This window comes from Streptococcus infantis (genome assembly GCF_047463655.1).
Taxonomy (GTDB): Bacteria; Bacillota; Bacilli; order Lactobacillales; family Streptococcaceae; genus Streptococcus; species Streptococcus infantis_Z.
This window is the reverse complement of sequence record NZ_JASHDM010000006.1, coordinates 61,833-86,916: the sequence shown is the minus strand read 5'-3', so window position 1 is coordinate 86,916 and position 25,084 is coordinate 61,833. Positions and strand designations below refer to the sequence as shown.

At 39.8% G+C, this 25,084-nt stretch carries 27 protein-coding genes and 1 tRNA gene; 22 read left to right on the top strand and 6 right to left on the bottom strand.

The annotated features are described in order from the left end of the window. The first annotated feature begins 22 nt into the window (after nucleotides 1-22). The 7 genes from QM877_RS06370 (at nucleotide 23) to QM877_RS06340 (ending at nucleotide 5,248) form a co-directional block, all read left to right on the top strand. Nucleotides 23-697 carry a hypothetical protein gene (locus QM877_RS06370; RefSeq protein WP_414317903.1) on the top strand — a complete coding sequence of 225 codons (675 nt, stop codon included), beginning with the start codon at nucleotides 23-25 and terminating at the stop codon, nucleotides 695-697. A gap of 13 nt (nucleotides 698-710) precedes the next feature. Next, entirely contained in the window at nucleotides 711-863 is a 153-nt protein-coding gene (locus tag QM877_RS06365; RefSeq protein WP_033687279.1) for a hypothetical protein, read from the top strand. Nucleotides 864-884: 21 nt separating this feature from the next. Continuing rightward, nucleotides 885-2,126, top strand: a complete 1,242-nt coding sequence (locus tag QM877_RS06360) for an aminopeptidase (protein ID WP_414258471.1) — start codon at nucleotides 885-887, stop codon at nucleotides 2,124-2,126. A gap of 9 nt (nucleotides 2,127-2,135) precedes the next feature. Further along, nucleotides 2,136-2,366, top strand: coding sequence for a GlsB/YeaQ/YmgE family stress response membrane protein (locus QM877_RS06355; protein WP_000580439.1), 231 nt, complete (start codon nucleotides 2,136-2,138; stop codon nucleotides 2,364-2,366). A 171-nt stretch (nucleotides 2,367-2,537) separates the two neighbouring features. Continuing rightward, nucleotides 2,538-3,446, top strand: coding sequence for a LysR family transcriptional regulator (locus QM877_RS06350; RefSeq protein WP_075229761.1), 909 nt, complete (start codon nucleotides 2,538-2,540; stop codon nucleotides 3,444-3,446). A gap of 39 nt (nucleotides 3,447-3,485) precedes the next feature. Beyond that, nucleotides 3,486-4,514, top strand: coding sequence for a tRNA preQ1(34) S-adenosylmethionine ribosyltransferase-isomerase QueA (queA, locus tag QM877_RS06345; RefSeq protein ID WP_414317902.1), 1,029 nt, complete (start codon nucleotides 3,486-3,488; stop codon nucleotides 4,512-4,514). Nucleotides 4,515-4,693: 179 nt separating this feature from the next. Further along, nucleotides 4,694-5,248, top strand: a complete 555-nt coding sequence (locus QM877_RS06340; RefSeq protein WP_414317901.1) for an ABC transporter substrate-binding protein — start codon at nucleotides 4,694-4,696, stop codon at nucleotides 5,246-5,248. A gap of 184 nt (nucleotides 5,249-5,432) precedes the next feature. On the opposite strand, the gene QM877_RS06335 is transcribed toward QM877_RS06340, so the two are convergent. After that, entirely contained in the window at nucleotides 5,433-5,966 is a 534-nt protein-coding gene (locus tag QM877_RS06335) for a hypothetical protein (RefSeq protein ID WP_414317900.1), read from the bottom strand. A gap of 238 nt (nucleotides 5,967-6,204) precedes the next feature. On the opposite strand from QM877_RS06335, the gene QM877_RS06330 reads away from it, so the two are divergent. Next, a complete protein-coding gene (locus QM877_RS06330; RefSeq protein ID WP_414317899.1) occupies nucleotides 6,205-6,861 on the top strand; it encodes a hypothetical protein in 657 nt (218 codons plus the stop codon). Nucleotides 6,862-7,125: 264 nt separating this feature from the next. On the opposite strand, the gene QM877_RS06325 is transcribed toward QM877_RS06330, so the two are convergent. Next, nucleotides 7,126-9,744 carry an SEC10/PgrA surface exclusion domain-containing protein gene (locus QM877_RS06325; protein ID WP_414317914.1) on the bottom strand — a complete coding sequence of 873 codons (2,619 nt, stop codon included), beginning with the start codon at nucleotides 9,742-9,744 and terminating at the stop codon, nucleotides 7,126-7,128. Between the two features lie 154 nt (nucleotides 9,745-9,898). Between QM877_RS06325 and QM877_RS06320 the strand changes: the two genes are divergently transcribed. Next, nucleotides 9,899-10,234: a helix-turn-helix domain-containing protein gene (locus tag QM877_RS06320; protein WP_047206714.1), complete on the top strand. Its 336-nt coding sequence runs from the start codon at nucleotides 9,899-9,901 to the stop codon at nucleotides 10,232-10,234. Between the two features lie 40 nt (nucleotides 10,235-10,274). Here QM877_RS06320 and QM877_RS06315 read toward each other — a convergent pair whose 3' ends face one another. Further along, the gene (locus QM877_RS06315) at nucleotides 10,275-11,189 is read right to left on the bottom strand and encodes a hypothetical protein (RefSeq protein ID WP_414317898.1); all 915 of its coding nucleotides are present in this window, start codon (nucleotides 11,187-11,189) and stop codon (nucleotides 10,275-10,277) included. A 412-nt stretch (nucleotides 11,190-11,601) separates the two neighbouring features. Between QM877_RS06315 and QM877_RS06310 the strand changes: the two genes are divergently transcribed. The 6 genes from QM877_RS06310 to QM877_RS06285 all read left to right on the top strand — a co-directional run bounded on the left by QM877_RS06310 (nucleotide 11,602) and on the right by QM877_RS06285 (nucleotide 16,324). Then, on the top strand, nucleotides 11,602-11,898 hold the full coding sequence (locus QM877_RS06310) for a hypothetical protein (RefSeq protein WP_101776919.1): 297 nt from the start codon (nucleotides 11,602-11,604) through the stop codon (nucleotides 11,896-11,898). A 47-nt stretch (nucleotides 11,899-11,945) separates the two neighbouring features. Further along, nucleotides 11,946-12,416, top strand: a complete 471-nt coding sequence (locus QM877_RS06305; protein WP_258864233.1) for an RNA-binding protein — start codon at nucleotides 11,946-11,948, stop codon at nucleotides 12,414-12,416. Between the two features lie 12 nt (nucleotides 12,417-12,428). Further along, a complete protein-coding gene (locus tag QM877_RS06300) occupies nucleotides 12,429-13,181 on the top strand; it encodes a cell division protein FtsK (protein ID WP_261079686.1) in 753 nt (250 codons plus the stop codon). Between the two features lie 308 nt (nucleotides 13,182-13,489). Beyond that, complete coding sequence (locus QM877_RS06295; protein WP_414317897.1) at nucleotides 13,490-14,722, top strand: replication initiation factor domain-containing protein; 1,233 nt, start codon at nucleotides 13,490-13,492, stop codon at nucleotides 14,720-14,722. A gap of 74 nt (nucleotides 14,723-14,796) precedes the next feature. Then, on the top strand, nucleotides 14,797-15,138 hold the full coding sequence (locus QM877_RS06290) for a DUF771 domain-containing protein (RefSeq protein ID WP_414317896.1): 342 nt from the start codon (nucleotides 14,797-14,799) through the stop codon (nucleotides 15,136-15,138). 43 nt (nucleotides 15,139-15,181) lie between these two features. Next, complete coding sequence (locus QM877_RS06285) at nucleotides 15,182-16,324, top strand: tyrosine-type recombinase/integrase (RefSeq protein ID WP_414317895.1); 1,143 nt, start codon at nucleotides 15,182-15,184, stop codon at nucleotides 16,322-16,324. A 51-nt stretch (nucleotides 16,325-16,375) separates the two neighbouring features. Here the strand turns inward: QM877_RS06285 and QM877_RS06280 are convergent. Both QM877_RS06280 and QM877_RS06275 read right to left on the bottom strand, forming a co-directional pair. Continuing rightward, nucleotides 16,376-16,448 (bottom strand) — tRNA-Lys (locus QM877_RS06280). Between the two features lie 260 nt (nucleotides 16,449-16,708). Next, entirely contained in the window at nucleotides 16,709-17,980 is a 1,272-nt protein-coding gene (locus QM877_RS06275; protein WP_414317913.1) for a replication-associated recombination protein A, read from the bottom strand. A 115-nt stretch (nucleotides 17,981-18,095) separates the two neighbouring features. Here QM877_RS06275 and QM877_RS06270 point away from each other — a divergent pair, with 115 nt between their 5' ends. The 7 genes from QM877_RS06270 to pepF are packed head-to-tail and all read left to right on the top strand — an operon-like array spanning nucleotide 18,096 to nucleotide 24,495. Continuing rightward, nucleotides 18,096-18,566: a DUF3013 family protein gene (locus QM877_RS06270; protein WP_414317894.1), complete on the top strand. Its 471-nt coding sequence runs from the start codon at nucleotides 18,096-18,098 to the stop codon at nucleotides 18,564-18,566. Between the two features lie 18 nt (nucleotides 18,567-18,584). Then, on the top strand, nucleotides 18,585-19,652 hold the full coding sequence (locus QM877_RS06265) for a site-2 protease family protein (protein WP_414317893.1): 1,068 nt from the start codon (nucleotides 18,585-18,587) through the stop codon (nucleotides 19,650-19,652). A 1-nt stretch (nucleotide 19,653) separates the two neighbouring features. Then, nucleotides 19,654-20,082, top strand: coding sequence for an NUDIX hydrolase (locus QM877_RS06260; protein WP_414317892.1), 429 nt, complete (start codon nucleotides 19,654-19,656; stop codon nucleotides 20,080-20,082). Next, nucleotides 20,083-20,982: a GIY-YIG nuclease family protein gene (locus tag QM877_RS06255; protein WP_414317891.1), complete on the top strand. Its 900-nt coding sequence runs from the start codon at nucleotides 20,083-20,085 to the stop codon at nucleotides 20,980-20,982. A 10-nt stretch (nucleotides 20,983-20,992) separates the two neighbouring features. Continuing rightward, nucleotides 20,993-21,943: a 50S ribosomal protein L11 methyltransferase gene (gene prmA / locus QM877_RS06250; protein ID WP_414311480.1), complete on the top strand. Its 951-nt coding sequence runs from the start codon at nucleotides 20,993-20,995 to the stop codon at nucleotides 21,941-21,943. 1 nt (nucleotide 21,944) lies between these two features. Then, entirely contained in the window at nucleotides 21,945-22,688 is a 744-nt protein-coding gene (locus QM877_RS06245; protein WP_414311481.1) for a 16S rRNA (uracil(1498)-N(3))-methyltransferase, read from the top strand. A gap of 10 nt (nucleotides 22,689-22,698) precedes the next feature. Then, complete coding sequence (gene pepF, locus QM877_RS06240) at nucleotides 22,699-24,495, top strand: oligoendopeptidase F (protein WP_414317890.1); 1,797 nt, start codon at nucleotides 22,699-22,701, stop codon at nucleotides 24,493-24,495. Between the two features lie 165 nt (nucleotides 24,496-24,660). On the opposite strand, the gene QM877_RS06235 is transcribed toward pepF, so the two are convergent. Further along, nucleotides 24,661-25,050 carry a nuclear transport factor 2 family protein gene (locus QM877_RS06235; protein WP_414317889.1) on the bottom strand — a complete coding sequence of 130 codons (390 nt, stop codon included), beginning with the start codon at nucleotides 25,048-25,050 and terminating at the stop codon, nucleotides 24,661-24,663. Nucleotides 25,051-25,084 lie beyond the last annotated feature (34 nt).

Below are 25,084 nucleotides of genomic sequence, written 5' to 3'. Positions count from 1 at the left end.
GTAGATTTGAGGTTGGCTAATAATGCTAAATAAAAAAAGAGCAACACCTTGGAAACCAGGGAAAGTTATTTCCATACGCTTGCGAAATGGCGTTTACGTATTAGCGCAAATGGTGCGTGATCCCTATCTAGTATTTTTCAACCATTTTAACGAAGAAAATAACTGGAAGGGAGTGACCTTGAAAGAGGAGGATATCCTTTTTTGTAAAGCAGTTACTCGTCAGTTTCTACGCTATAGTCCTGTAGCGATTGTCAAAGAAATTAACCCCCTGTTAGATTATGGACTACCCAAAGAATGGATCTATAGCCATATTGGAGGGCATCCTATTACTGTTTCGGTAAAGGGAAGGGAGCGCCAAGTAGCTGGTTTTGGTCGACGCTGTTCTTTGGTTCTAGCGGATAAGGACAGTGGTCAACCGGAGGATAATCCACTTATGGGCCTCTTCCAAGCTTATATCATACCAGATATCAAAGAACAGGATTGGGAACGAGTAGGTCAGGCTGAACACATGTCCATTGAAGTATTTCCAACACTCAATGAGCGTCTCTACCTTTGCTATCTTTATGGGAAAAATATAAATCCAGAACAAGATATCTCTTTGGGAAAGCCCCTACTTGATGACTATGAAACCTATGTAGATATCCTCACGAATAGCCCAGAGGCTCAACGTCTCTATCTAGGAGAGTACGAAGAATAAGAAAGGACATTTGATGAAACTAAGAATTTTTGCGGAAGACAAGCCAGCTGAGAAGGTGTTTGAGTATCAATTGGAACTTGCTGATCAGACAATTCTTCTATCGACAGCACTCTTGTCTAGTGCTATTGCTTTAGCAGGATTATTTTCTGCTTTGAAAGAAAAATAAAAATAGAAAAGAGAAAACAGAATGGTTTTACCAAATTTTAAAGAAAATCTAGAAAAATATGCGAAGTTGTTGGTTGCAAACGGAGTGAACGTGCAACCTGGTCATACCTTGGCTCTCTCGATCGATGTGGAGCAACGCGAGTTGGCTCACTTAATCGTCAAAGAAGCCTATGCACTTGGAGCTCACGAAGTTATCGTTCAATGGGCAGATGACTTTGTAAACCGTGAGAAATTCCTTCACGCGCCACTAGAGCGTTTGGACAATGTGCCAGAATACAAGATTGCTGAGATGAACTACCTTCTTGAAAACAAAGCAAGTCGTCTCGGTGTTCGTTCTTCTGATCCAGGTGCCTTGAACGGAGTGGATGCGGAAAAGCTCTCAGCTTCTGCAAAAGCTATGGGAATTGCCATGAAGCCAATGCGTATCGCAACTCAATCCAACAAGGTTAGCTGGACGGTTGCTGCTGCAGCTGGACTAGAGTGGGCTAAGAAAGTCTTTCCAAATGCTGCAAGCGACGAAGAAGCAGTCGATCTCCTTTGGGACCAAATCTTCAAAACTTGCCGTATCTACGAAGAAGATCCAGTTAAGGCTTGGGAAGAACATGCAGCTATCTTGAAGAGCAAGGCAGAGATGCTGAACAAAGAGCAATTCTCAGCCCTTCACTACACTGCTCCTGGAACTGACTTGACACTTGGCTTGCCTAAGAACCACGTTTGGGAATCTGCCGGAGCGATCAATGCTCAAGGCGAAGGTTTCTTGCCAAATATGCCAACAGAAGAAGTCTTTACAGCTCCTGACTTCCGTCGCGCAGATGGTTATGTAACGTCTACAAAACCTCTTAGCTACAATGGAAATATTATCGAAGGCATCAAGGTGACTTTTGAAAATGGTCAAATCATTGATATCACAGCTAAAAAAGGTGATCAAGTAATGAAGGACCTTGTCTTTAAGAATGCTGGTGCGCGTGCCTTGGGTGAATGTGCCTTGGTACCAGATCCAAGTCCAATTTCTCAGTCAGGTATTACCTTCTTTAACACCCTTTTTGATGAAAATGCTTCAAACCACTTGGCTATTGGTGCAGCTTACGCAACTAGCGTTGTTGGTGGAGCAGAGATGAGTGAAGAAGAGCTGGAAGCTGCAGGACTTAATCGTTCAGATGTTCACGTTGACTTTATGATTGGTTCGAGCCAAATGGATATCGATGGTATCCGTGAGGATGGAACACGCGTACCACTCTTCCGCAATGGAGATTGGGCAATTTAAGGAGAAACTATGATTGGAAGTATGTTTGTCGGGCTTTTAATCGGACTACTAGCAGGAGCTATCACCAATCGTGGCGAACGAATGGGCTGCTTCGGGAAAATGTTTCTTGGTTGGATTGGTGCCTTTTTAGGACAATTAATCTTTGGTTCTTGGGGGCCAAACCTAAACGGTACAGCCATTATCCCATCAGTTCTCGGGGCTATGATTTTGCTAGCCATTTTTTGGGAAAGAGGAAGCTAAGTTTCGATTAAAAAGCTTGTATAATAATAAAGATTAAAGGAGGTTGGAATTATTTCAACCTCTTTTTAAAGTGCTAGATAAAGTCATTTGAAAGCACTCATCTAAGCTTAGCCACAGAGCTTTCAGTGACTGGTTCTTTTTATATTGCCTCAAGTATGGTACAATAAAAGCATGAGAATTCAACAATTACACTATATTATCAAAATTGTAGAGACTGGTTCGATGAATGAAGCTGCCAAGCAACTTTTCATTACTCAGCCTAGTCTGTCAAATGCAGTTCGTGACCTAGAAAATGAGATGGGAATTGAGATTTTTATCCGAAATCCTAAGGGAATTACCCTTACACGTGATGGGATGGAGTTTCTATCCTATGCCCGTCAGGTTGTCGAGCAAACGCAACTTCTAGAAGAACGCTATAAGAACCCAATCGCTCATCGCGAGCTTTTTAGTGTGTCTTCGCAGCACTATGCCTTCGTAGTGAATGCCTTTGTTTCCTTGCTCAAGAAGAGCGATATGGAAAAGTATGAGCTTTTTTTGCGTGAAACCAGAACTTGGGAGATTATCGATGATGTCAAGAACTTCCGTAGTGAAGTAGGGGTCCTCTTTTTAAATAGCTATAACCGGGACGTTCTTTCGAAGATGTTGGATGACAATCATCTAGTGGCCCATCCTCTCTTTACAGCGCAGCCCCATATCTTTGTCAGCAAGTCTAACCCACTTGCCAAAAAAGACAAGGTGCAGTTAGCAGACCTAGAAGACTTCCCATACTTGAGTTATGACCAAGGAACCCATAATTCTTTCTATTTTTCAGAAGAGATTTTGTCACAAGAACACCACAAGAAATCCATCGTGGTTAGTGACCGTGCGACCTTGTTCAATCTCTTGATTGGTTTGGACGGCTATACTATCGCAACTGGTATCCTCAATAGTAATCTCAATGGAGACAATATCGTTTCGATTCCACTTGATATTGATGATCCGATTGAACTGGTTTATATCCAGCATGAGAAAACTAGCTTATCTAAGATGGGTGAACGCTTCATCGAGTATTTGCTTGAAGAAGTTCGTTTTGATAGCTAATCGTAAGTACATTAGAAAAGAAAAGGAAATATGACTACAATGAATACAAATGATTTTGATTTTCACTTGCCAGAGGAACTGATTGCTCAGACTCCTCTGGAAAAGCGCGATGCCTCTAAGCTTTTGATGGTCAATCGCCAGACGGGGGAATTTCAAGATCGCCACTTTCACTCCATTATTGAAATGCTAGAGCCAGGTGATGCCCTGGTGATGAATGATACCCGTGTTTTGCCAGCACGACTTCATGGTCAAAAGGAAGAAACAGGTGGTCACGTTGAACTCTTGCTCTTGAAAAATATAGCAGGAGACGAATGGGAAGTGTTGGCAAAACCAGCCAAACGTCTCAAGGTCGGCACCCGTGTTATCTTTGGTGATGGTCGACTTAGCGCAGTTGTGACCGAGGAATTAACCCATGGCGGCCGTATTGTCCGTTTTGAATATGAGGGGATTTTCTTAGAAGTACTTGAAAGTCTTGGAGAAATGCCTTTGCCTCCTTATATCCATGAAAAATTGGATGACCGTGAACGTTACCAGACAGTCTATGCCAAGGAGAGTGGATCAGCAGCAGCCCCAACTGCAGGCCTGCATTTTACCAAGGAATTACTAGAAGAAATCCAGCAAAAAGGCGTTCACCTAGTCTACCTGACCTTGCACGTTGGACTTGGGACTTTTAGACCTGTTTCAGTAGATAATTTGGATGAGCATGAGATGCACTCAGAGTTTTATCAATTGTCTGAGGAAGCTGCAGCGACCTTGCGTCAGGTCAAAGAAAATGGTGGTCGTGTCATTGCTGTGGGGACAACCTCTATTCGTACGCTAGAGACCATCGGAAGCAAGTTTGAAGGGCAAATCCAAGCAGACTCTGGCTGGACTAATATCTTTATCAAGCCAGGTTATGACTGGAAGGTTGTGGATGCTTTTTCTACTAATTTCCACTTGCCTAAGTCTACCTTGGTCATGCTCGTTTCTGCCTTTGCAGGCCGTGAATTGGTCCTTGAAGCCTATCAACATGCTATCGACCAAAAGTACCGTTTCTTTAGCTTTGGCGATGCCATGTTTATCTACTAAAAATAGAAGAGCTAATTCCTGATTGGATTAGCCTTTTTTGATGTCAAATAGCTATTGAATTATATGGAAATAAATGATACACTGAAAACTACAGGTTAGCCGTCAAAAATATATGTAATTTCAGGCTAGCTATTTTAGATGCAGATGAGACTGTATCATCATTTTAAAAGGAGATTATCATGAAAAAAATATTGCGCTACACCAGTCTTTCAGCTCTTGCCTTGTTGGCTGTTTTGACACTTGCTGCTTGTGGAGGAAATACTGAAAAGACTACAGCATCTTCAAGCAAAGAGGCTTCTTCTAAAGTAACTAAGGAGTCATCAAGTAAAACAGAAGCTAGCCAAAAAGAGGAACAGAAGTCTGAGACGAGCCCATCAAGTTCCGCAAGCACTCAAACGGATAAGAAGGAAGAGAAGAAAAAAACTCCAGAAGCTTACGCAAAATTCCTTGGAACTTGGGAAAACTATGCTGGAACAACTGCTACAGTTACAGAGGATGGAATTGTAACCATTCAAAGTTCAAAAGGAACCTTCCAGTATGAAATGGGCCAAGTAGAGGAAAAAGATGGCTACTACACAACAGGAATCCATCTTGTCGATGGTGGAGAAGGTGCACGCCTCATCTTTACACCAGCAGGTGTAGCAAATGAATTGACTGGTACGGATGGCAGCCAAGACGTCTTGGCAATCGGCCAATCACCAAGTGACAAAGATAGTCATTTTTATCGTAATTAAGCATGAGAAAAGAAGAAGTGAGGGTGGAGAGTAGCCCTTGCTTTTTTAATGTTCTCAAAGCATACATTTTAAATCATTCGAGTTTATACGACGTTTAAGTTGGATAATGAACAAGTCCACTTTAAAGTGAAAGATAATAAGGATAATATCAAAAAAGTCCTGTTTATAGGGCTTTTTTTACTTGCTAATATAAGAAATCAATTCCGTAGTTTTCTTTTAGATAGGTCGCCAACTCGGCTTTTTCTTCCTCTCTAAATCGACAGAGGCTAAGGGAGAGGCGCAATATCAGGACGCTTGTATCGATAATGACATTTGACTTAGAAATATCTTCTAGCTGGGTGACCTCTCTCAGGTCAAAATCTAAATAGTAAGCCTTGCTGTTGGTATGGTCAGGGTCGCTGACATCCACTTCAACATAAGATGCTCGCAACAATTCTTCTTTTGGTATGAAGACTTCCTTGTAAAAGAAGAGCCCAGGATAGACATAAATGCCTTCAAAGGTGAATTCAAAGGAAAGCCTGCGACTAGAAAGTCTTTTGATGCCTGCAATCGTTGAATAGATAGCAGCGAAAAAGAGGATGGTTGGAACCGCAGTGAGAAGATTAAATTGGGAAAAGTCGATCAATCCATGTGCGAGAAAAAAGAAAAATTGAAAGAATACACCCGTCGCAAAGACTAGATAGCCGATGCTGACATATTTTGAGTAATAGATTTTCATAGAAACCTCCATATATAGAATTGAACTCGCAAACGACTTTTCAGTGGAAGGAGTCAGGGTCGTACAGAGTTAAAATTCTAAGTATTCCCATCATATCCTATGGAGCGAAGTTCTGTCAACCTTTTAGTAAGCTGCGAACCTTTGCTATCCTATGACCTAGCAAGTTGGTTTGTGGTATACTAGGATAAAAACATTCCAAACTTTGACAACGTATTTTCATAAATAGAAAGAGGTATGTATGTTTTTTTTTGGACGCCGTCGTGTCTTTATCGGCGAATGTGATGGTCAAGCGGTTTATTATGACCAACGGACAGGAGAGGCTTTAGCTGCTCCAAAGAGTAAGTTGCTCAATACTGAAAAAGCTGGTGAAACGAATTCCTTTATTCCTGAATTGGTAATTCTCTTACTAGCAGGTGGACCTGCAATTTCGGGCTTCTTTTCCCTCAAGTTTATTGGTGTCTATAACTGGTTTAGTCTAGCTTGTCTTCTTCTCTTTTGGTTGATGCAGTTTTCCTTGTTGGTTGCCATACTCGAACGAGCTCTCTATAAAAATGTTCGCAAGGCCCAGCCGACGACAGAGAAAGTCTTTTACTATGCAGCATCTCATAATTTGTTTGTGAAAAACCAGTTTGATCCCAGACAACTGGGCACTCTAGCTTTTCGATTTGGTCGCTTTGTAGTAAATATAGTGTCTATCTATTATTTTTTGTATTTCTTGACCATTCCTCTAAAATTTGGTCGACCAATTGATGAAGGATATACTTTATGGTTTGCGGGCTTGTTATTCTTTTCAGTATTTCTTTTGTATAACCAAAACAATACAGTTCGTTTTGTGAAGATTATGAGATTATACAGTCAGGGAAAAGTACGATTTAAGGAAGAAGTGGAACATTGAGAAACTATCTTTGGGGATAGCCCCTAAATACTTAGACAAGCAAAAAAAGCCTTGATTTCAAGGCTTTTTCCTGTTGTTTAGATGCCCCCTACAGTCGATTTAGAGTTAAAATAAGTAAAAATGAGTAACAAAAATATTGATAAATCAAGGTTTTGCCACTCTCTAAATCGTATGTAAAAATAAAAGGTAGAACAAAAGTAGAACAGATTATTATTTTTCTTCTTTATCACAAAATCTCCCTACGGTAGTAAGGAGATTTATTTTTTATTGTGATTTTTTGCGTTTACGGTATACAAGACCAATAGAAGATAAAGCTGTGATAATCGCAAGGGTAGCAGTATTAGTACGCTTTTCTCCTGTATTTGGAAGTTGTTTCTTAGGTTCTGCTTTTGCATTTGTAGCTTGTGCAGGAGCTTGATATGTTTTATCGTCTTTAGTTCCCACTGTCGCAACTACCGCCTTATTTTGTGCCTTCGCATCCACAACATCAACCACTTTACCGTCAGCATCAAGGACAGGCTTAACTTCTCCACCTTCGTTACGGATTGCATCTTCTTTGTCTTTCAAAGCCTGCAAGCGTTGTTGTTCAGCAAGGTATGCGTCATGGTCAGCTTTGAGTTGCTTGAAGTTCTCATACCCACGAGCCTTAACTTCTGCGATACCCTCAAGGCGAGCCAATTCTTTCTTAGCAGTTTCCAACTCTACACGGAGTACACCAAGCTTAGATTTAGCATCAGCAAGCTCTTTGTCCAAAGCCTTAAGAACTTCATCACGTTTAGTAAGGGCAAGTTCAAGAACTGTGTGAGTGTCAGTAGCTTCTTTAGACGCTTCACGTTTGCGAGCAAAGTCTTGACCAGCTGACTTACGAGCCAAGACTGCTACATCATGAGCTTTAGTAAGGACTTCCAATTCACCCTTGGCAGTGGCAAGAGCCTTGTCTGCATCTGATTGTTCAGCTTTAGCAGTCTCAAGAGCTGTTTTAGCTTCGGCAAGAGCCTTAGCTTTGTCAGTAGCGTTTGATTTAGCTAGAGCAAGCGATTCCTTAGCAGTTTGCAAAGCTTTAGTGTCCTGTGCTAGTTTAGATTGAGCGTCAGCAAGAGTCTTTTCAAGTGATGCAACATCAACTTTGTTACCTACTACGTTAGATAAGTTAGTACGAGCATTAGCAAGAGCTGTTTCAGCGTTGGTGTAGGCAGTTTGAGCTGATTGGACAGTTGATTTAGCTTCTTGAGAGGCTTTGACTGCGTCGTCATAAGTTGATTGAGCCAATGAGAGTTTTTCCTGTAGTTTGGCAACTTTCTCGGCAGTGCTTGGGGCAGATACTACAGTTTTATCGAAAGTTGAATCGTCTGAGATTACGTTGTCTGAAGTACCTACAAAGTGGATAGCTGCTGGGAAAGTGTTAGTTGAGCGTGTAGCAAGACCAACATATTGCATGTAACCTTCATTTGATTCATGGATACCCACAAGTTGTTTGGCATGACCATATTTTACATGAGAGTCATCGTACAACATTGAGATAATACTGTCGTAAATCTCGTGTTTTAGACCAGCCAATGTAGTAATAGACTCATCCTTGAAACCTGCAAGTTCTGAAAGGAGTACCCCATTAGCCTTGCCTGTATTATTTAGAGCAGTATAATCGTGACCAAAACCAGTTGTTGCGGATTTTGTGGCTTCTTCTGCAACTTTTAGAGAACCCTCTGTTACAGTTACAGGAGCTGAACCAAACTGCTTACGGATTTGGTTGATAAGGTCTGCTGCAAATAGAGTGACCTCTTTACGTGTTTCGTAGTCAAGGTTATTGACATCAACCTTAGTATTTTGGTCTTTCTTAGTTGAATTGAATGGTAAGTCATAGCGATAGACCTCTCCGTTATCAAAGGTTACATCCCCAACTTTTTGGAACTCTTTAAAAGCAAGCTCTTTTAGTTTTTGAGAAAGTGCTTCTGGTTTACCAGTAGTAAGGTACTCCTTAAGGAGTGACATATACTCTTGGCTTAGAATGATAGTGTTGACTGCAACATCAGTGTTAGCAAGCTCTTCTTTAGCATGTTCAAGGTCAGCTTTAGCTGTAGTAACTGCCTTGTCTTTGTTAGATTGGTCAGCCTTAGCATTAGCAAGGGCTGTAGTGACTAGAGTTAGCTTAGTTTCAGCGCTAGATACCCCAGTTTGAGCGTCTTTGATAGCTTGTTCTTTGTTAGATTGAGCTTTTTTACCATCGTCAAGGTTAGTCTGAGCAGTTTCTACCGCTTTAGTGTCTTCGGCGACTTGGTTAGTAAGTGTAACTACCTCTTTTTCAAGTGGAGCAACATCAGTAGTAGATGAAAGAGAATCTACTTTTTTCTGAGCGTCAGCTACCTTATTAGCTGTAGCAGTGGCAGTTTTCTCAGCATTAGATACTACCTTTGTTTGGTCTTCGACTTTCTCAGCAGTCGCAGATACAGACTTGTCAGCATCAGCTACAGTCTTTTCAGCCGTAGCAAGCTCACTGGCTTTCTTTTCAGCGTCAGACTTAGCCTCAGCAACCTTTTCAGGTGTAACAGACTTAGCTTCTTCTACCTTTTTATTAGTTTCAGCGATAGACTTTTCAGCATTAGCAATCGTTGCTTCAGTAGTTGAAACAACTTCCTTCTGCTTAGCTACACCCTGATTAGCTTTTTCTGACTCAGCCTTAGCCTTGTCAACATCTTGTTGACTAGGAACTTTAGGTTTAATCTCGTCCTTGGCAACTACCCTAGTTGCAGGCTCATTAACTGCTACCTCAGTCTCATTAGCAGATACCCCAGTAGTTACCCCAAGAGCCGAGATTGCAAGCGTTGAAATAACTGCACCTGTGCGCAATTTTTTGATGGTTCCGTGACCTTGTGTGTTTGATTCCATCATATAAACTCCTTTATGTCTTAAAAGACTGTTTTATGAATAATATTATACCACATTTTACAGTCTTTTAAATATTATTCTTTCAAAAATTTCAGTCTTTTGATAATGATTTATTCAACGAGATAAACTTGTATGATAGTTATGAGGTACTATCATGACTGAAAAAATAAATTTAAGAGAATTTGTTGCAAAACAAATCAGACTTCTAAGACTGAAAAGCGGGATGACACAAGAATATCTAGCAGAAAAAGCTGATTTGGGTTTTAACTATATATATAGGTTAGAAAATAAACAATTAAACGTTAAGCTTGAAACCATTGAAAAAATTATACAAGCACTTGAAGTTGATATGAATACTTTTTTTAATATTGAAAATCAAAATCAAAGCGGAGAGTTTTCACAACTCATTGAAGATATTAGAAATCTACCGACAGAAAAAAGAGAACCTACTATAAAGGCTCTCCGAGATATATTAAAACAAATAAATTAAGCCAAGTATTTTTGAACTTGGCTTTTTTAAATTTGCTAATTTAATTTTTAGTTTCTCCCTTTATATCATGCTCTGTTTTAGTCTGACTGTGAATAAATTTAGGTATATCTTCACCATTCAATGCTTTCTTAGCATTATTGAATAGCCAATCTAGTAAAACAAATTTATCATAAGTTTTTCCAAATTTAATGTTAAATTCATTCATCCCCGCTAGTCCATTAGTTGCTTTTTCAATGCAATCCAATAATCCTAACTCTTCTAGATGTTCAACTAGCATAAATGAAGCAAGACGATTATCTAACCGAGACAATATTTCAATATTTTCTTCAGACTCAAATATCTTTTCAACAAGAGGAAGATATTCAATAGCTTTCGACAGAGTATCTAATTTGTTAATAATTTCAAATAGATTATCTCGTTCAGAGATATGCTTATAAAAGTAATCAATCCATACAATTAGAGCGTAGTCATTATTTTTAGTTTTCTTATTTGAGAACTCTACATTTTTTAAGCTTGATGCTATGGAGTTTTTTAATGATTCTGCTTGTTTATCATCTGGTAATACAGCTTTTGCCATATTTCTTAAATCAAGTTTTCCTAATTTATTAGTGATTATATTAGATACTTCTGTAATATAATCTTCATTTCCCTTCCCTATTTCATCCACAATAGTCTCTGCAAATCTTTCTAATGCAGTAAATTTTTTGTTTATATTATCTTTGTCAAAGGAAGGAAAAATAGCTAAATAATTATTTTTAGAAACTACCTTACCAGACAACAAATTTTCTGCCGTCTTGTCGCTCACGTTAACCTTTTCAACTAGATAAGTAGTTTTGGCTTCATAATCTCCACTAATCCTTTGTTCTTTTTTGAACTCTTTAAATTCTTCCATATTGTGCATCAAATTAACTGTAACTGCAACAAGCATGCGTTCTTCTTTTTTTTCTTCTTCCATAGTAAAACATCCTTTACACAAAAAGTTTATGTATCATTTTAGCATTAATACATTTTAAACGTCAAGATATTAACGGGTTTTTATAAAAGTTTAGGGTAAAACGTTTTCAATAAAAATCTTACAAAAATTTATTTTTTTTTTGAACCAAATAATCTCGATAAATAATAAATTCTATTCCACTGAAAGTGCTATGTAGCAAGCTTTAAACAATGGTTTGAACAAACAAAAAAATCTTAAAAAAACCAAGAAAAATTATTACTTATATTTTAAGTGAATTTAGGTAAAGTCTTGTCAGTTTTTATGGAATAATTAAGATGTGAGGTAGCTATCACACAATACATATCTTCAATAAATTTGAAAAGCCGTGAATTTTTTGATGTATTTAATAAAACGGTTAGAAAAGAGGTAGCCTATGGAAGCTACACAAACAACATTGCAGGGTCGATTTATTGGCGCATCGGCAGTAAAAGACTATACATCTGGTCTCAGCACTGGTCAAACCAATTTGACTATTGGTGTACGAACTTCAGACGGTCGATTTAGTCAAACAAATATCAAGGCTGATATAGTTAATGTCTCTGACTTTACGACTTTATTTGATGAAAAAGTAGAAATTATTCTCGAAAATGTTTCTATCAACGCCTACACTAATGGGAACCGTGCTGCGCTCTCAGTAAAAGCTAAGTCTGCTTTTATTGAATTGGTTTAATGGGTAATGGGGAGTATCTCCCCTTATCCTTAGAAAGGAATCATTATATGTCGTTTATATCTTGGTTGATTATCTTATTTGCTGGATTTCTTTATTTAGCTCTTAGGGTAAGTGAAATTAGAGAAAAGCAGAAACAGGATCAGACGCTTCAGTTAAACCTTCCAACAATCACAGCAGATATTGAACAGGTAATTGAAGAAAGCGCCACTGTTTCAGGTCAAAAACTTCTTTTTGATAGTCGCTACATTCGATTCTTGCAAAGTAACGATGACAATAGCTCTCACCTTGTTAGTTTTCCAATTATGTTATCAAAGAAACCTGATATCAATGAAGAAAGCTATGTTCAACAAGTCTTTTTAATACAGTTTAACAAATACATAGCTGAATCTACAACCTATGAAAGCTGGTCAGACAAAGGGCAGTGGCTTTCTGTTACGCCTCAATTTGGAAAACTGTTACGGTATAATAATCAGTATTATCTAAATTTGGAAATTCAGTTTTCTTACACTTCTAAATAGGAGTATTAACAGATGAAATGCTTTCTTGATAAAAATCTATTTGAGTACAGAAATCATTTTTTCTGGGATATACCAGTTGAGCGTGTACCTCACGCTCTTTTGGTAGGCTCCTCAGGCTCAGGTAAGACCTATGCAACAAAGGTCTTTTTAGCAAGGTTTGCTTGTACCTACCCAGAAGCAACGTTCCTTATTGGTGATTACAAAGCTGATACAGACTTTGCCTTTCTAAATGGCTGTAAAGGATTTAAGCGATTTGATGAGGTTTCAGAATTACTTACTCTAGGATTAAAAATCCTTGAAAATCGCCAAAAAGGAATCGATAGTTCCAGAGAATTTGTAGTGGTTTGCTTCGATGAGTTCAATGCGTGGCAAAATAGCCTAGACAAAAAGGAGCGTGAACAAGCTATTAAAGACTATACTCGCCTTATTCAACTAGGACGATCCTTTTCAATTTTTGTTATTATTTCCCAGCAAGATGCCCATAAAGCAAGCTTGGGGTTATCACGTGATTCTATAGGTACAGTAATTGCACTAGGCAAATTATCTAAAGAAACGGTCTCAATGCTCTTTTCTGATGAAAAAGATGACATTGTGCGAAACAATCCAAGAGGTGTCGGCTACATGAAGATAGATGGGCAAGATAGTCGTCATATACTTGTACCAAGTCACAATATACCTCCTTTAGAAAAACTGATTCGGGAGGCTGTTCAACGATCAGACTGCTATTTTCTTGATGAAGAGGCTGTTGACCCTGATTCACTTTAGAGAATCAGATGGTCTTACAGCCTCGCCAGCTTTAGCTGGCTATTATACGGGGGACATGTAAAGACCCCCGTTCCATTTGACCTTGTTCTAAAGCTTTGTAAATTCCACTTTAGGGTAAAATGCTCAATCCCCTTAAAACGCTGTTATATCAACGTTATTCTATAACTTTTTATTTAGGGTGATTACTTCCTGAAACTGTGAGAGAATAAAAGCGTAGAAATTTCGCTACATTACAATAAATAGTTAACCAAATCAATATTTACCGCTCGGCTAACTTTCACTCTTTAGGCGGATAGAAAGAAAATAAAATGATTTGTAAAAATGAAATTGAAAAGTATCTTCAAAAAGATAACGACCATAACCCAGTCATTATGACCAGTGTCGATGAAGCTACATTTGTCATCCAACCGACAGAAGATACTGTAGGAGAATATCCTGATAATTGGCATCAAATTGCTTTATCGCTGTCTGAAACAGTAGCAGAAAATCTATCCCTCCCACTTCTATTTGGAGATTATGTTCCACTGAAAACCTCACCAGCAGGCTATACTGATGGCTTTACCTTTCAGAATCTTCCCTATTATTTTGCGATTGCTTGGCATCAGACTAATTTCACGATGGGAATTATCCTGAAATTTTCTGCATCGGCTTTGTCTCACTATAAAGCCTCCTATCAAGACTATTATAGTGAAGCAATTGATGTTCACAATATAGCACAACTGCTGTACGCTGACTATTATGACTTGCGTCTTTCACGTATTGACCTTGCTATTGATTACTTTAATTATCCAATGGCTGTCAATGACCTTTACCAAGGGTTAAAAATCAAAAAATATATTATCACCAATCATAAAGGACGTAAAAATATTTCTAACATTAGCGCTCAAGAAGTGAATGGTCAAGCGCAAACGATATATATTGGTAGCAAGAAAAAGAATGTAAATGCTCTGTTGCGGATCTATAACAAGTATCAGGAACAATTAGACAATCAAGGTCGCTATATGCACTTAACTAAGTATTGCAATTCTTGGGTACGCATGGAGGCTTCCTATAAAGGTACTTATAGCAATCAAATTCTAACCTTGTTGCTTGCTATTGATAGCTCTCAAGATTTGAGCAAGCTCATTGTCAACAAAATGATTGATAAATATTGTTTCCATGATGCAGAGACTGGTCAACTGTTGCCATTCACTAGTGATTTACTTAAAGGTTTTGGTATCTTCCCAGAGCTTGAATCCTTAAACTCCCGAAATAATGATTTATTAGCAACCATTTCTTATTTGTTAAAAGGTAGCGGATTTTATCCACTTCTAAAGAAAATTGAGAAAATTTGGGGAGTAGAGGCTCGTAATCATTTTATTATTCGTTTAATTCAAGAGTATGAGTGGAACTACATACCAAACCAAGATGTTGAGCTATGGCTTAACAAATTTGGATCAGAACTCTCTCAATTAAATTATAAAGAGTATTTTGAAGATAGTTTTAAGCTATTCTATCAAAAAAACAATATCACTCCGAAACGACCTAAAAACAAAGAGTAATATTGCTTGAAAAATAGTATAGGGATGATTTTCATCATCTCTAGCTATTATCTCATAAAAAAGGAGAATTTTCTATGACTGATATAAATAAAATTACTGTTGATTTAATTAATGTAGAAATACAATTGCCAGAAGATAAGATTATAGTTGATAGAAAAGAATATGATAATTTACAACATAATTCTTCTCAAGGTAGATATATGACCTTATCTGATGTTCTACAACTTCTATCAGTTTCAAGACCGTGGTTACTTGATAATGTATTGAATAACTCAAAAATTCGGAAAGAAATTGATGTTGAATTAAATCCAGATGGGTTCGTGAAATATCCTGAGAATCAAGGTGGACGCTATTTCTTTTTGGCGAGTAAAACCAAACAATGGTTTGAAGATAACTTCAGAGAAATTATGGTATAATAGCCTTGGCAAAACCTTGGTTATCTAATGAAAGAGGTAACTAGTGGCAACTTTTAGACAACGTACAAAAGGTGGTACATGGGATTATAGAATTGTAGATAATAACAAAAAACTGCTTGCATCTAAAGGTGGATTTAGAACGAAGAAGGAAGCTGAAAAAGAAGCTTTAGCCATCGAATTAAAATTAATGTCAGGTGCAAAAATTAATTCGCAAGCTAGTTTATATGAGTTATGGGAAGAGTGGTTTGATGTTGTTGTAAGACCACTTGGAAAAAGTGAATCAACGCTTTTTAAGCATAAGAAGCGAGGAGACTTGATAAAGGAGCTTTTTCAGGATAGACCAGCAACTTCTATCCGATTTAGTCAATATCAACGAGCTTTGAACTCGTATGCTGAGAGGGTTACAAAAGATACTGTAGCACGACTAAACTCAGAAATCCGAAAAGTCATTCAGTTTGCTCAACGTGACCAATTAGATATAGTTGATTTTACTGATGGTGCGATTATTTCAGGGATGAAGAAAAGCAAGACAACAGACGAAAAATATATTGACAATATTGAAGACTATTATAAGATTTTAGTTCATTTAAAAAGTCATCTTAATTACAGTAAATCTGTAATTCCTTATCTTTTGTTTGTTTCCTTTAAAACAGGGATGCGTTTCGGAGAGATTTTAGGTTTAACTTGGGATTGCATTGATTTTGAAAATCAAGTCATCCACACTTATAGGCGCTACTATAATTATAAATGGAGACCCCCAAAAACGGATACATCTGTTCGAGATGTGCCTATAGATGAAGAAACATCTGAGGTTTTGAAATTATTAAAGAAAGAACAAAAGATTGTCTATAAGAATCAAGGTATTAAGGAAAAAGAAAATTTCCTTTTCTATGATGTTGTGTATGGAGTTCCTAGTAATAACGCAGTAAATCAAAGTTTACAATCGCTACTAAAAAAACTAGAAATTTTTCCATATAATTTAACTGCTACGGGTATTAGACATACTTATGCTAGTATGTTGCTTGCAAAAGGAATTGATATCTGGGTAGTTGCTCATGTAATGGGCCATAAAAATATAAAACAGGTAACAGAAACGTATGGTCATCTTTTGAAAGAGAAGAAAGAAAAAGAACATCAGATTATACGACAGCTTTTAAGTGAGTATCAGTTGGTAGAACAAAAGTAGAACAGATAAGAAAAAAAGCCTTGAAATCAAGACTTTTCCTGTTGATTTAGATGCCCCCTACAGGGATCGAACCTGTGACCCACGGATTAAGAGTCCGCTGCTCTGCCAGCTGAGCTAAGGAGGCAAAAAAGCTGTATTGGTGCCGAAACTTCACGGTTTGTATTGAACCCGCGCAATTAAGCAGGTGGGCAACTCGCTCTAACTGAAGCTGTTTCCGTGTGAGACGGCCTACATGCTGTTAGAAGACTTTTGTTTCCCTAATAATACAAAAAATAGTCGGTCAACACTTAAGTGTGAGGTCGTACACCACAGCGTTTCTATGTTTATATAATACCACTTTTTCAAAAAAAATCAAGGGGTAAATGTAATTATTTGGAAAGGATTTCACAAATTTCGTAATTTATCAATGGTTTCCTTGCGCTGAGCTAGGGCTCGTTCGTATTTTCCGGTATCTTCTGGTGAGAAGTAGCTATGGTCGCAAATTTTTTCTGGTAAATAATCTTGCTTGACCCAGTGACCAGGATAATTATGTGGATAGAGATAGTTTTGGGCGTTTCCCAATTCCTTGCTACCGCTATAGTGGCCATCTCGCAAGTGACGTGGGATTGGTAAATGACCAGATGTTTTAAGGTCAGCCAGGGCCTTATCCATAGCTACATAGGCTGTGTTTGACTTGGGCGAGAGTGCCAAATCAATGACGACATTGGCAATGAGAATACGAGCTTCGGGGAAGCCGATTCTTTGCGCAGCATCCAAAGCAGTTACGGTATGAATCTGAGCTTCTGGATTGGCTAAGCCAATATCTTCATAAGCAATCACAGTCAAACGACGAGCTAGGCTAGGAAGGTCACCCGCTTCGATCAAGCGAGCAGCATAGTGGAGACTGGCATCGACATCTGAACCGCGAATAGACTTTTGAAGAGCAGATAGAACATCATAGTGTCCGTCTCCATCCTTGTCCATAGTGATGTAGCTTCTCTGAAGACTATTTTCCATGATGTCAAGCGTGATATGACGGATACCGTCATCGTTTTCTGGAGTGGAGAGAACTGCCAAATCAAGCGAATTGAAGGCAGAGCGGAGGTCTCCGTTGGTAGATGTTGCGATAAAATCAAGGGCATCATTATCTAACTCAACAGGGAAATCAAAGCCTCGTTCAGGGTCAGTCAGGGCTATTTGAATGGCTCCTTTAACATCTTGGTTAGACAGAGGTTCCAGTTCAAAAATCTGAACGCGACTGCGGATGGCTGGAGTGACAGAAAAGAAAGGATTTTCAGTCGTCGCCCCAATCATGATGACCAGTCCGCTTTCCAAGAGAGGCAAGAGGAAGTCTTGTTTAGTCTTGTCAAGACGATGAATCTCGTCTAGTAACAGCACAAGGCCACCTGAGAATTTAGCTTCTTCAGCGATTTCTTGGAGACGTTTTTTACTATCAACAGTGGCATTGAAGGTCCGAAAAGCATACTTGGTCGTTCCAGCGATGGCTGAGGCAATACTGGTCTTACCAATTCCTGGAGGTCCATAGAGAATCATGGATGATAGACGATTTGCCTCCACCATGCGGCGGATAATCTTACCTGGGCCAACCAGATGCTCCTGACCGATGACCTGGTCGATGGTTTTGGGGCGCATACGAAGCGCGAGATTGTCTGGCATAGCAGTCCTTTCTAACATGGATTTTCTGATACTAATGTGGTAATATGGTAGTATCTATTTTAGCATATTTCCGAGTATTCGGGGCGATTTAAGAGTCGTATAGAAAGAGGACAAAATGGCAACATACGGATTTTTAGATGTTTTACAAGAAGAGTTGGAAAAGAACTTTCCCTTTGACTTTGAGATTAGCTGGGACAAGCGCAATCATGCGGTTGAAGTGAGTTTTCTGCTTGAGGCGCAAAATTCTGCAGGAGTGGAGATGTTGGATGAGGACGGAGAGGTATCATCAGATGATATCCTTTTTGAAGAAGCGGTGCTTTTTTACAACCCTGCCAAGTCAACAGTCAATGCAGAAGACTATTTGACGGTCATCCCTTACCTGCCTAAGAAAGGTTTTTCTCGTGAATTCTTAGCTTATTTTGCGCTATTTCTCAAAGATACTGCAGAGGTTGGACTAGATGCCCTCATGGACTTTTTGGAAGACCCAGAAGCAGAAGAATTCGTCATGGAATGGAACCAAGAAGTCTTTGAAGAAGGAAAAGCAGGCTTGGAAGAGGGAGAATTTTATCCTTATCCGAGGTACTAGGAGTTGGTTGGAGATTTTATGAAAAAAATTGGGACTTATTTGATCTATGTGCTAGCTTTTGTCTTTATTATGCTGGCTTTTGCTTGTGGAACCATCGCATTTGCAGAGTTGGGGTATTCCGCAGTTTTAGTCTTTACTTTTGGTTATGCCTTCGCTCTTTTAAGCATGTATGTAATCTTTATTCTTCATGAGTTGGGTCATGCTTTTTGTGGCTACTTGACAGGCTATCGGCTGGTGGCTTTTGGATTAGGACATTTTCTTTTGACCAAAAAGTCAGGTAGGTTTCATCTTAGTCGAACAGCCGTTCTGAAAAATGTTGGTGCTCAGTATATTGGACTGAAAGAAGATGAAAGCGATCAAAGAATCATCCTGATGCTATCAGGAGGTTTGCTGGTTCATCTCGGCTTGATGTTATTGGCGATATTGTTTGGATTTTTGACAAGAAGCTGGTATTTTGCAGGCACTTGGATTTTTTTGAATTTGTCTTTCTTCCTAAACAATGCTTTGCCAGTCGGGATCACCGATGGAGCGAAAATTTGGGAATTGCGACAACACCCTGAAAATACCAAATACGCCTACTTGGTATTGAGACATTCTGCCCAAACTTTGCTTGCTCCTCAAGAGTATGACTTGAAAGACTTTATTATGCCTGTTCATGAACGGGCGAGAGGGAGTTTTGCAGAAAGTGTTCAGACTCTTCAGGGATTGGTATTCATATTGGATGATAATATGGAGCTTGCAAAGCAACTGCTTCAGTCTGTGTTAGAGAAAACAGATAATCCAATGTCTAAAACTATTTCTCAATTATACCTTCTTCAAATTGCTCTGATAGAAGGAGATAATAAGAAAGCGGACCAATATGCAAGTATTCGAGGGGTCAAATCCTTTTTATCTCTAAAAACAGCAGATATGCAGGTCATTCAAGCTTGGTATCAATTTAAGGTAAAGAAAGATGTAGTTCAAACTCACAAGGCTATGAAGATTGCTAGACAGAGAATGAATAGCAGCCGGATGTTACGGGATGAGAAAAGATATTATGAAAACTGGTTAGCCAAGCTGGAAAAGGAATTAGCCGAAGGAGTCTAATATGGAAATAAAAATTTCTGATTTTACAGGATCTAAGATTGCCTTGATTTGTGGGGATAAGGTCTTGACTATCTTACGTGATGACAAGGACGATATCCCTTGTCCCAACATGTGGGAGTTGCCAGGTGGTGGTCGTGAAGGAGACGAAAGCCCATTTGAATGCACGGCGCGTGAAGTTTATGAGGAACTAGGCATTCATTTGACCGAAGATTGCCTGCTCTGGAGCAAGGTCTATCCCAGCATGCTCTATGAAGGCAGACAGTCAGTATTTATGGTTGGTCAGCTAAGACAAGAACAATTTGACAATATTACCTTTGGGGATGAAGGACAGGCTTATAAACTGATGAACATTGAGGAATTTTTGACATCCAGTCAAGTAGTTCCGCAGTTGCAGGGGAGATTGAGGGATTATTTGGAGGAAGTAAGGTAGATGACAAATCGTAGTAAGAATATCAATATGTTTCTCATGGATGGAGAAGTTACTGGGATAATTAAATGTACCTTGTCGAATTGGACAGGGGTGATTTATAAAATTCCTCGAATTCAATTGGCAGATTTAAAATCACGTGATGAAATGAAGCAAAGCGGCATTTATTTCCTATTTGGTCGTAATGAGGATAAGCAAAAGGATGTTACCTACATCGGGCAGGCGACGAATCGCAAAAATGGTGAAGGTGTCCTTTTACGTGTTCAGGAACATACTCGTGACAGCCATGCAGATTATTTTAATGATGTCATTATTTTGACGACGCAGAATAACTCCTTTGGTCCCACAGAAATTAGTTACTTGGAAAATAAATTTACACAACTAGCAAAGGACGCGGGGCGCTTCATTGTAAAAAATGGGAATGAGCCCAATTCTGGGAATGTAACAGAAGAAAAGCAATCTGAGTTGGATGAGGTTGTAGAAAATACTTTGATGATTGTAGGAACCTTAGGGTACCGAGTGTTTGTTCCTATGACCAAGAAAACAGGTCAGAATGTTTCTGATGAAAATTCAACTTATCTCTATCTAAAGCGAAAAACCAAGAAATCAAATAGAACGATCGAAGCTATCTGTGAACAGACTTCGGAGGGTTTTGTTGTTTTAGAAGGCAGTCAAGTTGATGAAGTTGATTCACCCGCAATACCAGCAAGTCTAAAAGAATTGCGTGAGGAGTTAATCAAATCAAATGTGATTAAAGATGGTGTTTTACAAGAAAAACAACTGTTTTCCAATCCATCTTATGCAGCTGCTTTTGTGCTAGGAATGAATACGAATGGACGAACGGATTGGAGAAACAAGGACGGCAAGACTTTAAAAGAATTAGAAGAAACAATGGATTGTTAAGGAGAATCAGATGGAAACATGGCAAGAGTTAAAAGTTACAGTGAAGCGAGAGGGTGAGGAGCTAGTCTCTAACCTCTTGATTGAACTAGGTGCCCAAGGGGTGGCAATCGAAGACAGCATGGACTATGTGGGAAATGTGGACCGCTTCGGTGAGATTTTCCCAGAAGTCGAGCAACAAGAAGAAATTGTGGTGACCGCCTACTATCCTGATACGGTTGATGTAGCGACAGTGGGGACTGATTTGCAGGCTCGTCTGGCAGAATTGACCGACTTTATGGATCTGGGCGAAGTCAAGATGGGCACCACAGCCTTGGCTGAGGAAGACTGGGCAGACAACTGGAAGAAATACTATGAACCAGCTCGTATCACCCATGACCTAACCATCGTACCGTCATGGACAGACTACGAGGCGACTGTTGGAGAAAAGATTATCAAGCTAGATCCAGGGATGGCCTTTGGGACAGGAACCCACCCGACCACCAAGATGAGTCTCTTTGCCTTGGAGCAGGTTCTTCGTGGTGGGGAAACAGTGCTGGATGTGGGGACTGGTTCAGGGGTCCTTTCCATTGCTAGCTCACTTCTTGGCGCTAAGGAAATCTTTGCCTATGACTTGGATGATGTAGCGGTTCGCGTCGCTCAGGAAAATATTGAGCTCAACCCGGGCATGGAAAACATCCATGTAGCACCAGGAGATTTGCTTAAGGGCGTGGAGATTGAGGCAGACGTCATCGTGGCCAATATTTTGGCGGATATCCTTATCCATCTGACAGAGGATGCTTATCGTTTGGTCAAGGATGAAGGCTACCTCATCATGAGTGGGATTATCAAGGACAAGTGGGACATGGTGCGTGAGTCGGCTGAGTCAGCTGGATTTTTCCTTGAAACCCACATGATCCAAGGGGAGTGGAATGCCTGCGTCTTTAAGAAGACCAAGGATATCTCCGGTGTGATTGGAGGCTAGCATGCAGCAATATTTTGTAAAAGGTCTTGCCACATCACCAGTCACCATCGAGGACAAGGAAACCAGCAAGCATATGTTTCAGGTCATGCGCCTGAAAGAAGATGATGAAGTGACCTTAGTTTTTGATGATGGGATCAAGCACTTGGCGCGCGTGGTAAATGTAGAAGCCCGTCAGTTGGAGTTAATCGAAGAATTAGATGACAATGTGGAACTGCCAGTCCAAGTGACCATCGCATCAGGCTTTCCCAAGGGAGACAAGCTGGAGTTTATCTCCCAGAAAGTGACAGAGCTAGGTGCTAGCCAGATATGGGCCTTCCCTGCTGACTGGTCCGTTGCCAAGTGGGATGGCAAAAAATTGGGCAAAAAGATTGAAAAACTAGAAAAAATCGCCCTTGGAGCAGCCGAGCAAAGCAAGCGTAACTTCGTTCCAAGCATCACCCTTTTTGAGAAAAAGGCAGATTTTCTAGCACAACTGGACCAGTTTGACCGCATCGTGGTGGCCTATGAAGAGTCGGCTAAAGAGGGAGAGGCAGCTGCGCTCTTGCAAGTAGTCGCTGGTCTTGAAAAAGGAGCTAAATTGCTCTTTATCTTTGGTCCAGAAGGTGGTCTTTCACCCGCAGAAATTGAAAGTTTTGAAGCTAAAGGAGCTGTTCTGGCAGGACTTGGACCTCGGATCCTAAGAGCAGAAACAGCGCCGCTTTATGCCTTATCAGCCCTTAGCGTTTTATTAGAATTAGAGAAATAAGAGGAAGAAAATGGAACAAAAACACCGTTCAGAATTTCCAGAGAAGGAACTTTGGGATTTAACAGCCCTATACCAAGACCGTGAGGATTTCTTGCGTGCAATCGAAAAGGCTCGCGAAGATATCAACCAATTTAGCCGTGATTACAAGGGTAATCTTCATACTTTTGAGGATTTCGAGAAGGCCTTTGCAGAATTGGAGCAAATCTACATTCAGATGAGCCATATTGGAAACTATGGTTTTATGCCTCAGACGACAGACTATAGCAATGAAGAATTTGCCAATATTTCCCAAGCTGGGATGGAATTTGAAACAGATGCTAGCGTAGCCTTGACCTTCTTTGACGATGCCTTGGTGGAAGCAGACGAGGAAGTCTTGGAGCGTTTGGGTGAATTGCCTCACTTAACGGCAGCTATTCGTCAGGCAAAAATCAAAAAAGCCCACTATCTTGGGGCTGATGTGGAGAAGGCCTTGACCAATCTGGGTGAAGTTTTCTATAGTCCACAGGACATTTACACTAAGATGCGAGCTGGGGACTTTGAAATGGCCGACTTTGAAGCCCATGGCAAGATCTACAAAAACAGCTTTGTGACTTATGAGAATTTCTACCAAAACCATGAGGATGCTGAGGTTCGTGAGAAATCTTTCCGTTCCTTCTCAGAGGGACTTCGTAAGCACCAAAATACGGCTGCTGCTGCCTATCTAGCCCAAGTTAAGTCTGAAAAACTCTTGGCAGATATGAAGGGCTACGACTCAGTTTTTGATTATCTTCTAGCTGAGCAAGAAGTGGACCGTGCCATGTTTGACCGCCAGATTGACCTCATCATGAAGGATTTTGCGCCAGTTGCCCAGAGATACCTCAAGCATGTTGCCAAGGTGAATGGTCTTGAAAAGATGACCTTTGCAGACTGGAAATTGGACTTGGACAGCGCCCTCAATCCTGAGGTGACCATTGATGATGCCTATGATTTGGTTATGAAGTCAGTAGAACCTTTGGGGCAGGAATATTGTCAGGAAGTTGCTCGTTATCAAGAAGAACGCTGGGTTGACTTTGCTGCTAATAGTGGCAAGGATTCTGGCGGTTATGCGGCTGATCCATATCGCGTGCATCCATATGTCCTCATGAGCTGGACAGGCCGTTTGAGTGATGTCTATACCTTGATTCATGAGATTGGGCATTCTGGTCAATTCATCTTTTCGGACAATCACCAAAGCTACTTCAATGCCCACATGTCGACCTACTATGTCGAAGCACCTTCAACCTTCAATGAATTACTTCTCAGTGATTACTTGGAGCACCAATCTGACGATACACGTCAAAAACGCTTCGCCCTTGCCCACCGCTTGACAGATACCTACTTCCATAATTTTATCACTCACCTTTTGGAAGCGGCCTTTCAACGCAAGGTTTATACATTGATTGAAGAAGGAGAAACTTTCGGAGCAAGCAAGCTCAACAGCATTATGAAAGAAGTCTTGACGGATTTCTGGGGAGATGCCATTGAGATTGATGATGATGCAGCTCTGACTTGGATGCGCCAAGCTCACTACTACATGGGCTTGTATAGTTACACTTACTCTGCTGGTCTTGTCATCTCGACTGCAGGTTACCTCCATCTGAAACAATCAGAAACTGGAGCTGAAGACTGGCTCAATCTCCTCAAGTCAGGAGGTAGCAAAACACCACTTGAGTCAGCAATGATTATCGGAGCCGATATTTCAACAGATAAACCACTCCGTGATACCATTCAATTCTTGTCAGACACAGTTGACCAGATCATCTCCTACAGTGCCCAGTTGGGCGAGTAAATTAAAAGAGTCTAGGACAAAAGATTAATTTAAATATAAAAAACGAACAAAACGAGTTATCTGACACTCAGAATTCTGTCTTGTTCGCTTTTTTCTAATCTATCGATTTTAAAAATTTATAATAAAGAATTCTAAAATCAAAATTTTTTGTCCTGGCCTCTTAAATTATCCCCAAAAGCTATCTTCTTCTGCTTGATCTGAAGAGAAGAGCCAAACTTCTTTGATTTTTCCGTCTTCAATACGGAAGAGGTCAATCCCGTTCATATTGAGTTCAGTACCATCAGCACGTGTTCCAAGAAAAGTAACATTGGCTGCGATTAAATTCTTATTGTCAGAAACCCAATTTGTTACCACCTTAAAGGTTCCATTAGTTTTCTCAGCAAATGTAGCCAGGTGAGTTCCTAGCTTGTCCTTACCAACAACTGTACCAGATATACTATGAGTACCAGGTTGATGCCAGACAATATCGTCTGCCATCGTTTCAAAGACACCAGGAAAGTCACCAGCAATTAAAGCTTGGTTATAAGCATTGAAAATTTCTAAGTTTGTTGACATATCTATTCTCCATTTCTTTTTTATGATATAATTA

What these genes read in the sequence shown, in the direction of transcription:
- QM877_RS06370 (WP_414317903.1), top strand. Translation starts at nt 23, where the DNA reads ATGCTAAATAAAAAAAGAGCAACACCTTGGAAACCAGGGAAAGTTATT.
- QM877_RS06270 (WP_414317894.1), top strand. Translation starts at nt 18,096, where the DNA reads ATGGCAACATACGGATTTTTAGATGTTTTACAAGAAGAGTTGGAAAAG.
- QM877_RS06325 (WP_414317914.1), bottom strand. Translation starts at nt 9,744, where the DNA reads ATGGAATCAAACACACAAGGTCACGGAACCATCAAAAAATTGCGCACA.
- prmA (WP_414311480.1), top strand. Translation starts at nt 20,993, where the DNA reads ATGGAAACATGGCAAGAGTTAAAAGTTACAGTGAAGCGAGAGGGTGAG.
- QM877_RS06275 (WP_414317913.1), bottom strand. Translation starts at nt 17,980, where the DNA reads ATGCCAGACAATCTCGCGCTTCGTATGCGCCCCAAAACCATCGACCAG.
- QM877_RS06365 (WP_033687279.1), top strand. Translation starts at nt 711, where the DNA reads ATGAAACTAAGAATTTTTGCGGAAGACAAGCCAGCTGAGAAGGTGTTT.
- QM877_RS06300 (WP_261079686.1), top strand. Translation starts at nt 12,429, where the DNA reads ATGAAATGCTTTCTTGATAAAAATCTATTTGAGTACAGAAATCATTTT.
- QM877_RS06290 (WP_414317896.1), top strand. Translation starts at nt 14,797, where the DNA reads ATGACTGATATAAATAAAATTACTGTTGATTTAATTAATGTAGAAATA.
- pepF (WP_414317890.1), top strand. Translation starts at nt 22,699, where the DNA reads ATGGAACAAAAACACCGTTCAGAATTTCCAGAGAAGGAACTTTGGGAT.
- queA (WP_414317902.1), top strand. Translation starts at nt 3,486, where the DNA reads ATGAATACAAATGATTTTGATTTTCACTTGCCAGAGGAACTGATTGCT.
- QM877_RS06260 (WP_414317892.1), top strand. Translation starts at nt 19,654, where the DNA reads ATGGAAATAAAAATTTCTGATTTTACAGGATCTAAGATTGCCTTGATT.
- QM877_RS06265 (WP_414317893.1), top strand. Translation starts at nt 18,585, where the DNA reads ATGAAAAAAATTGGGACTTATTTGATCTATGTGCTAGCTTTTGTCTTT.
- QM877_RS06295 (WP_414317897.1), top strand. Translation starts at nt 13,490, where the DNA reads ATGATTTGTAAAAATGAAATTGAAAAGTATCTTCAAAAAGATAACGAC.
- QM877_RS06310 (WP_101776919.1), top strand. Translation starts at nt 11,602, where the DNA reads ATGGAAGCTACACAAACAACATTGCAGGGTCGATTTATTGGCGCATCG.
- QM877_RS06315 (WP_414317898.1), bottom strand. Translation starts at nt 11,189, where the DNA reads ATGGAAGAAGAAAAAAAAGAAGAACGCATGCTTGTTGCAGTTACAGTT.
- QM877_RS06255 (WP_414317891.1), top strand. Translation starts at nt 20,083, where the DNA reads ATGACAAATCGTAGTAAGAATATCAATATGTTTCTCATGGATGGAGAA.
- QM877_RS06320 (WP_047206714.1), top strand. Translation starts at nt 9,899, where the DNA reads ATGACTGAAAAAATAAATTTAAGAGAATTTGTTGCAAAACAAATCAGA.
- QM877_RS06355 (WP_000580439.1), top strand. Translation starts at nt 2,136, where the DNA reads ATGATTGGAAGTATGTTTGTCGGGCTTTTAATCGGACTACTAGCAGGA.
- QM877_RS06235 (WP_414317889.1), bottom strand. Translation starts at nt 25,050, where the DNA reads ATGTCAACAAACTTAGAAATTTTCAATGCTTATAACCAAGCTTTAATT.
- QM877_RS06245 (WP_414311481.1), top strand. Translation starts at nt 21,945, where the DNA reads ATGCAGCAATATTTTGTAAAAGGTCTTGCCACATCACCAGTCACCATC.
- QM877_RS06360 (WP_414258471.1), top strand. Translation starts at nt 885, where the DNA reads ATGGTTTTACCAAATTTTAAAGAAAATCTAGAAAAATATGCGAAGTTG.
- QM877_RS06350 (WP_075229761.1), top strand. Translation starts at nt 2,538, where the DNA reads ATGAGAATTCAACAATTACACTATATTATCAAAATTGTAGAGACTGGT.
- QM877_RS06340 (WP_414317901.1), top strand. Translation starts at nt 4,694, where the DNA reads ATGAAAAAAATATTGCGCTACACCAGTCTTTCAGCTCTTGCCTTGTTG.
- QM877_RS06330 (WP_414317899.1), top strand. Translation starts at nt 6,205, where the DNA reads ATGTTTTTTTTTGGACGCCGTCGTGTCTTTATCGGCGAATGTGATGGT.
- QM877_RS06335 (WP_414317900.1), bottom strand. Translation starts at nt 5,966, where the DNA reads ATGAAAATCTATTACTCAAAATATGTCAGCATCGGCTATCTAGTCTTT.
- QM877_RS06305 (WP_258864233.1), top strand. Translation starts at nt 11,946, where the DNA reads ATGTCGTTTATATCTTGGTTGATTATCTTATTTGCTGGATTTCTTTAT.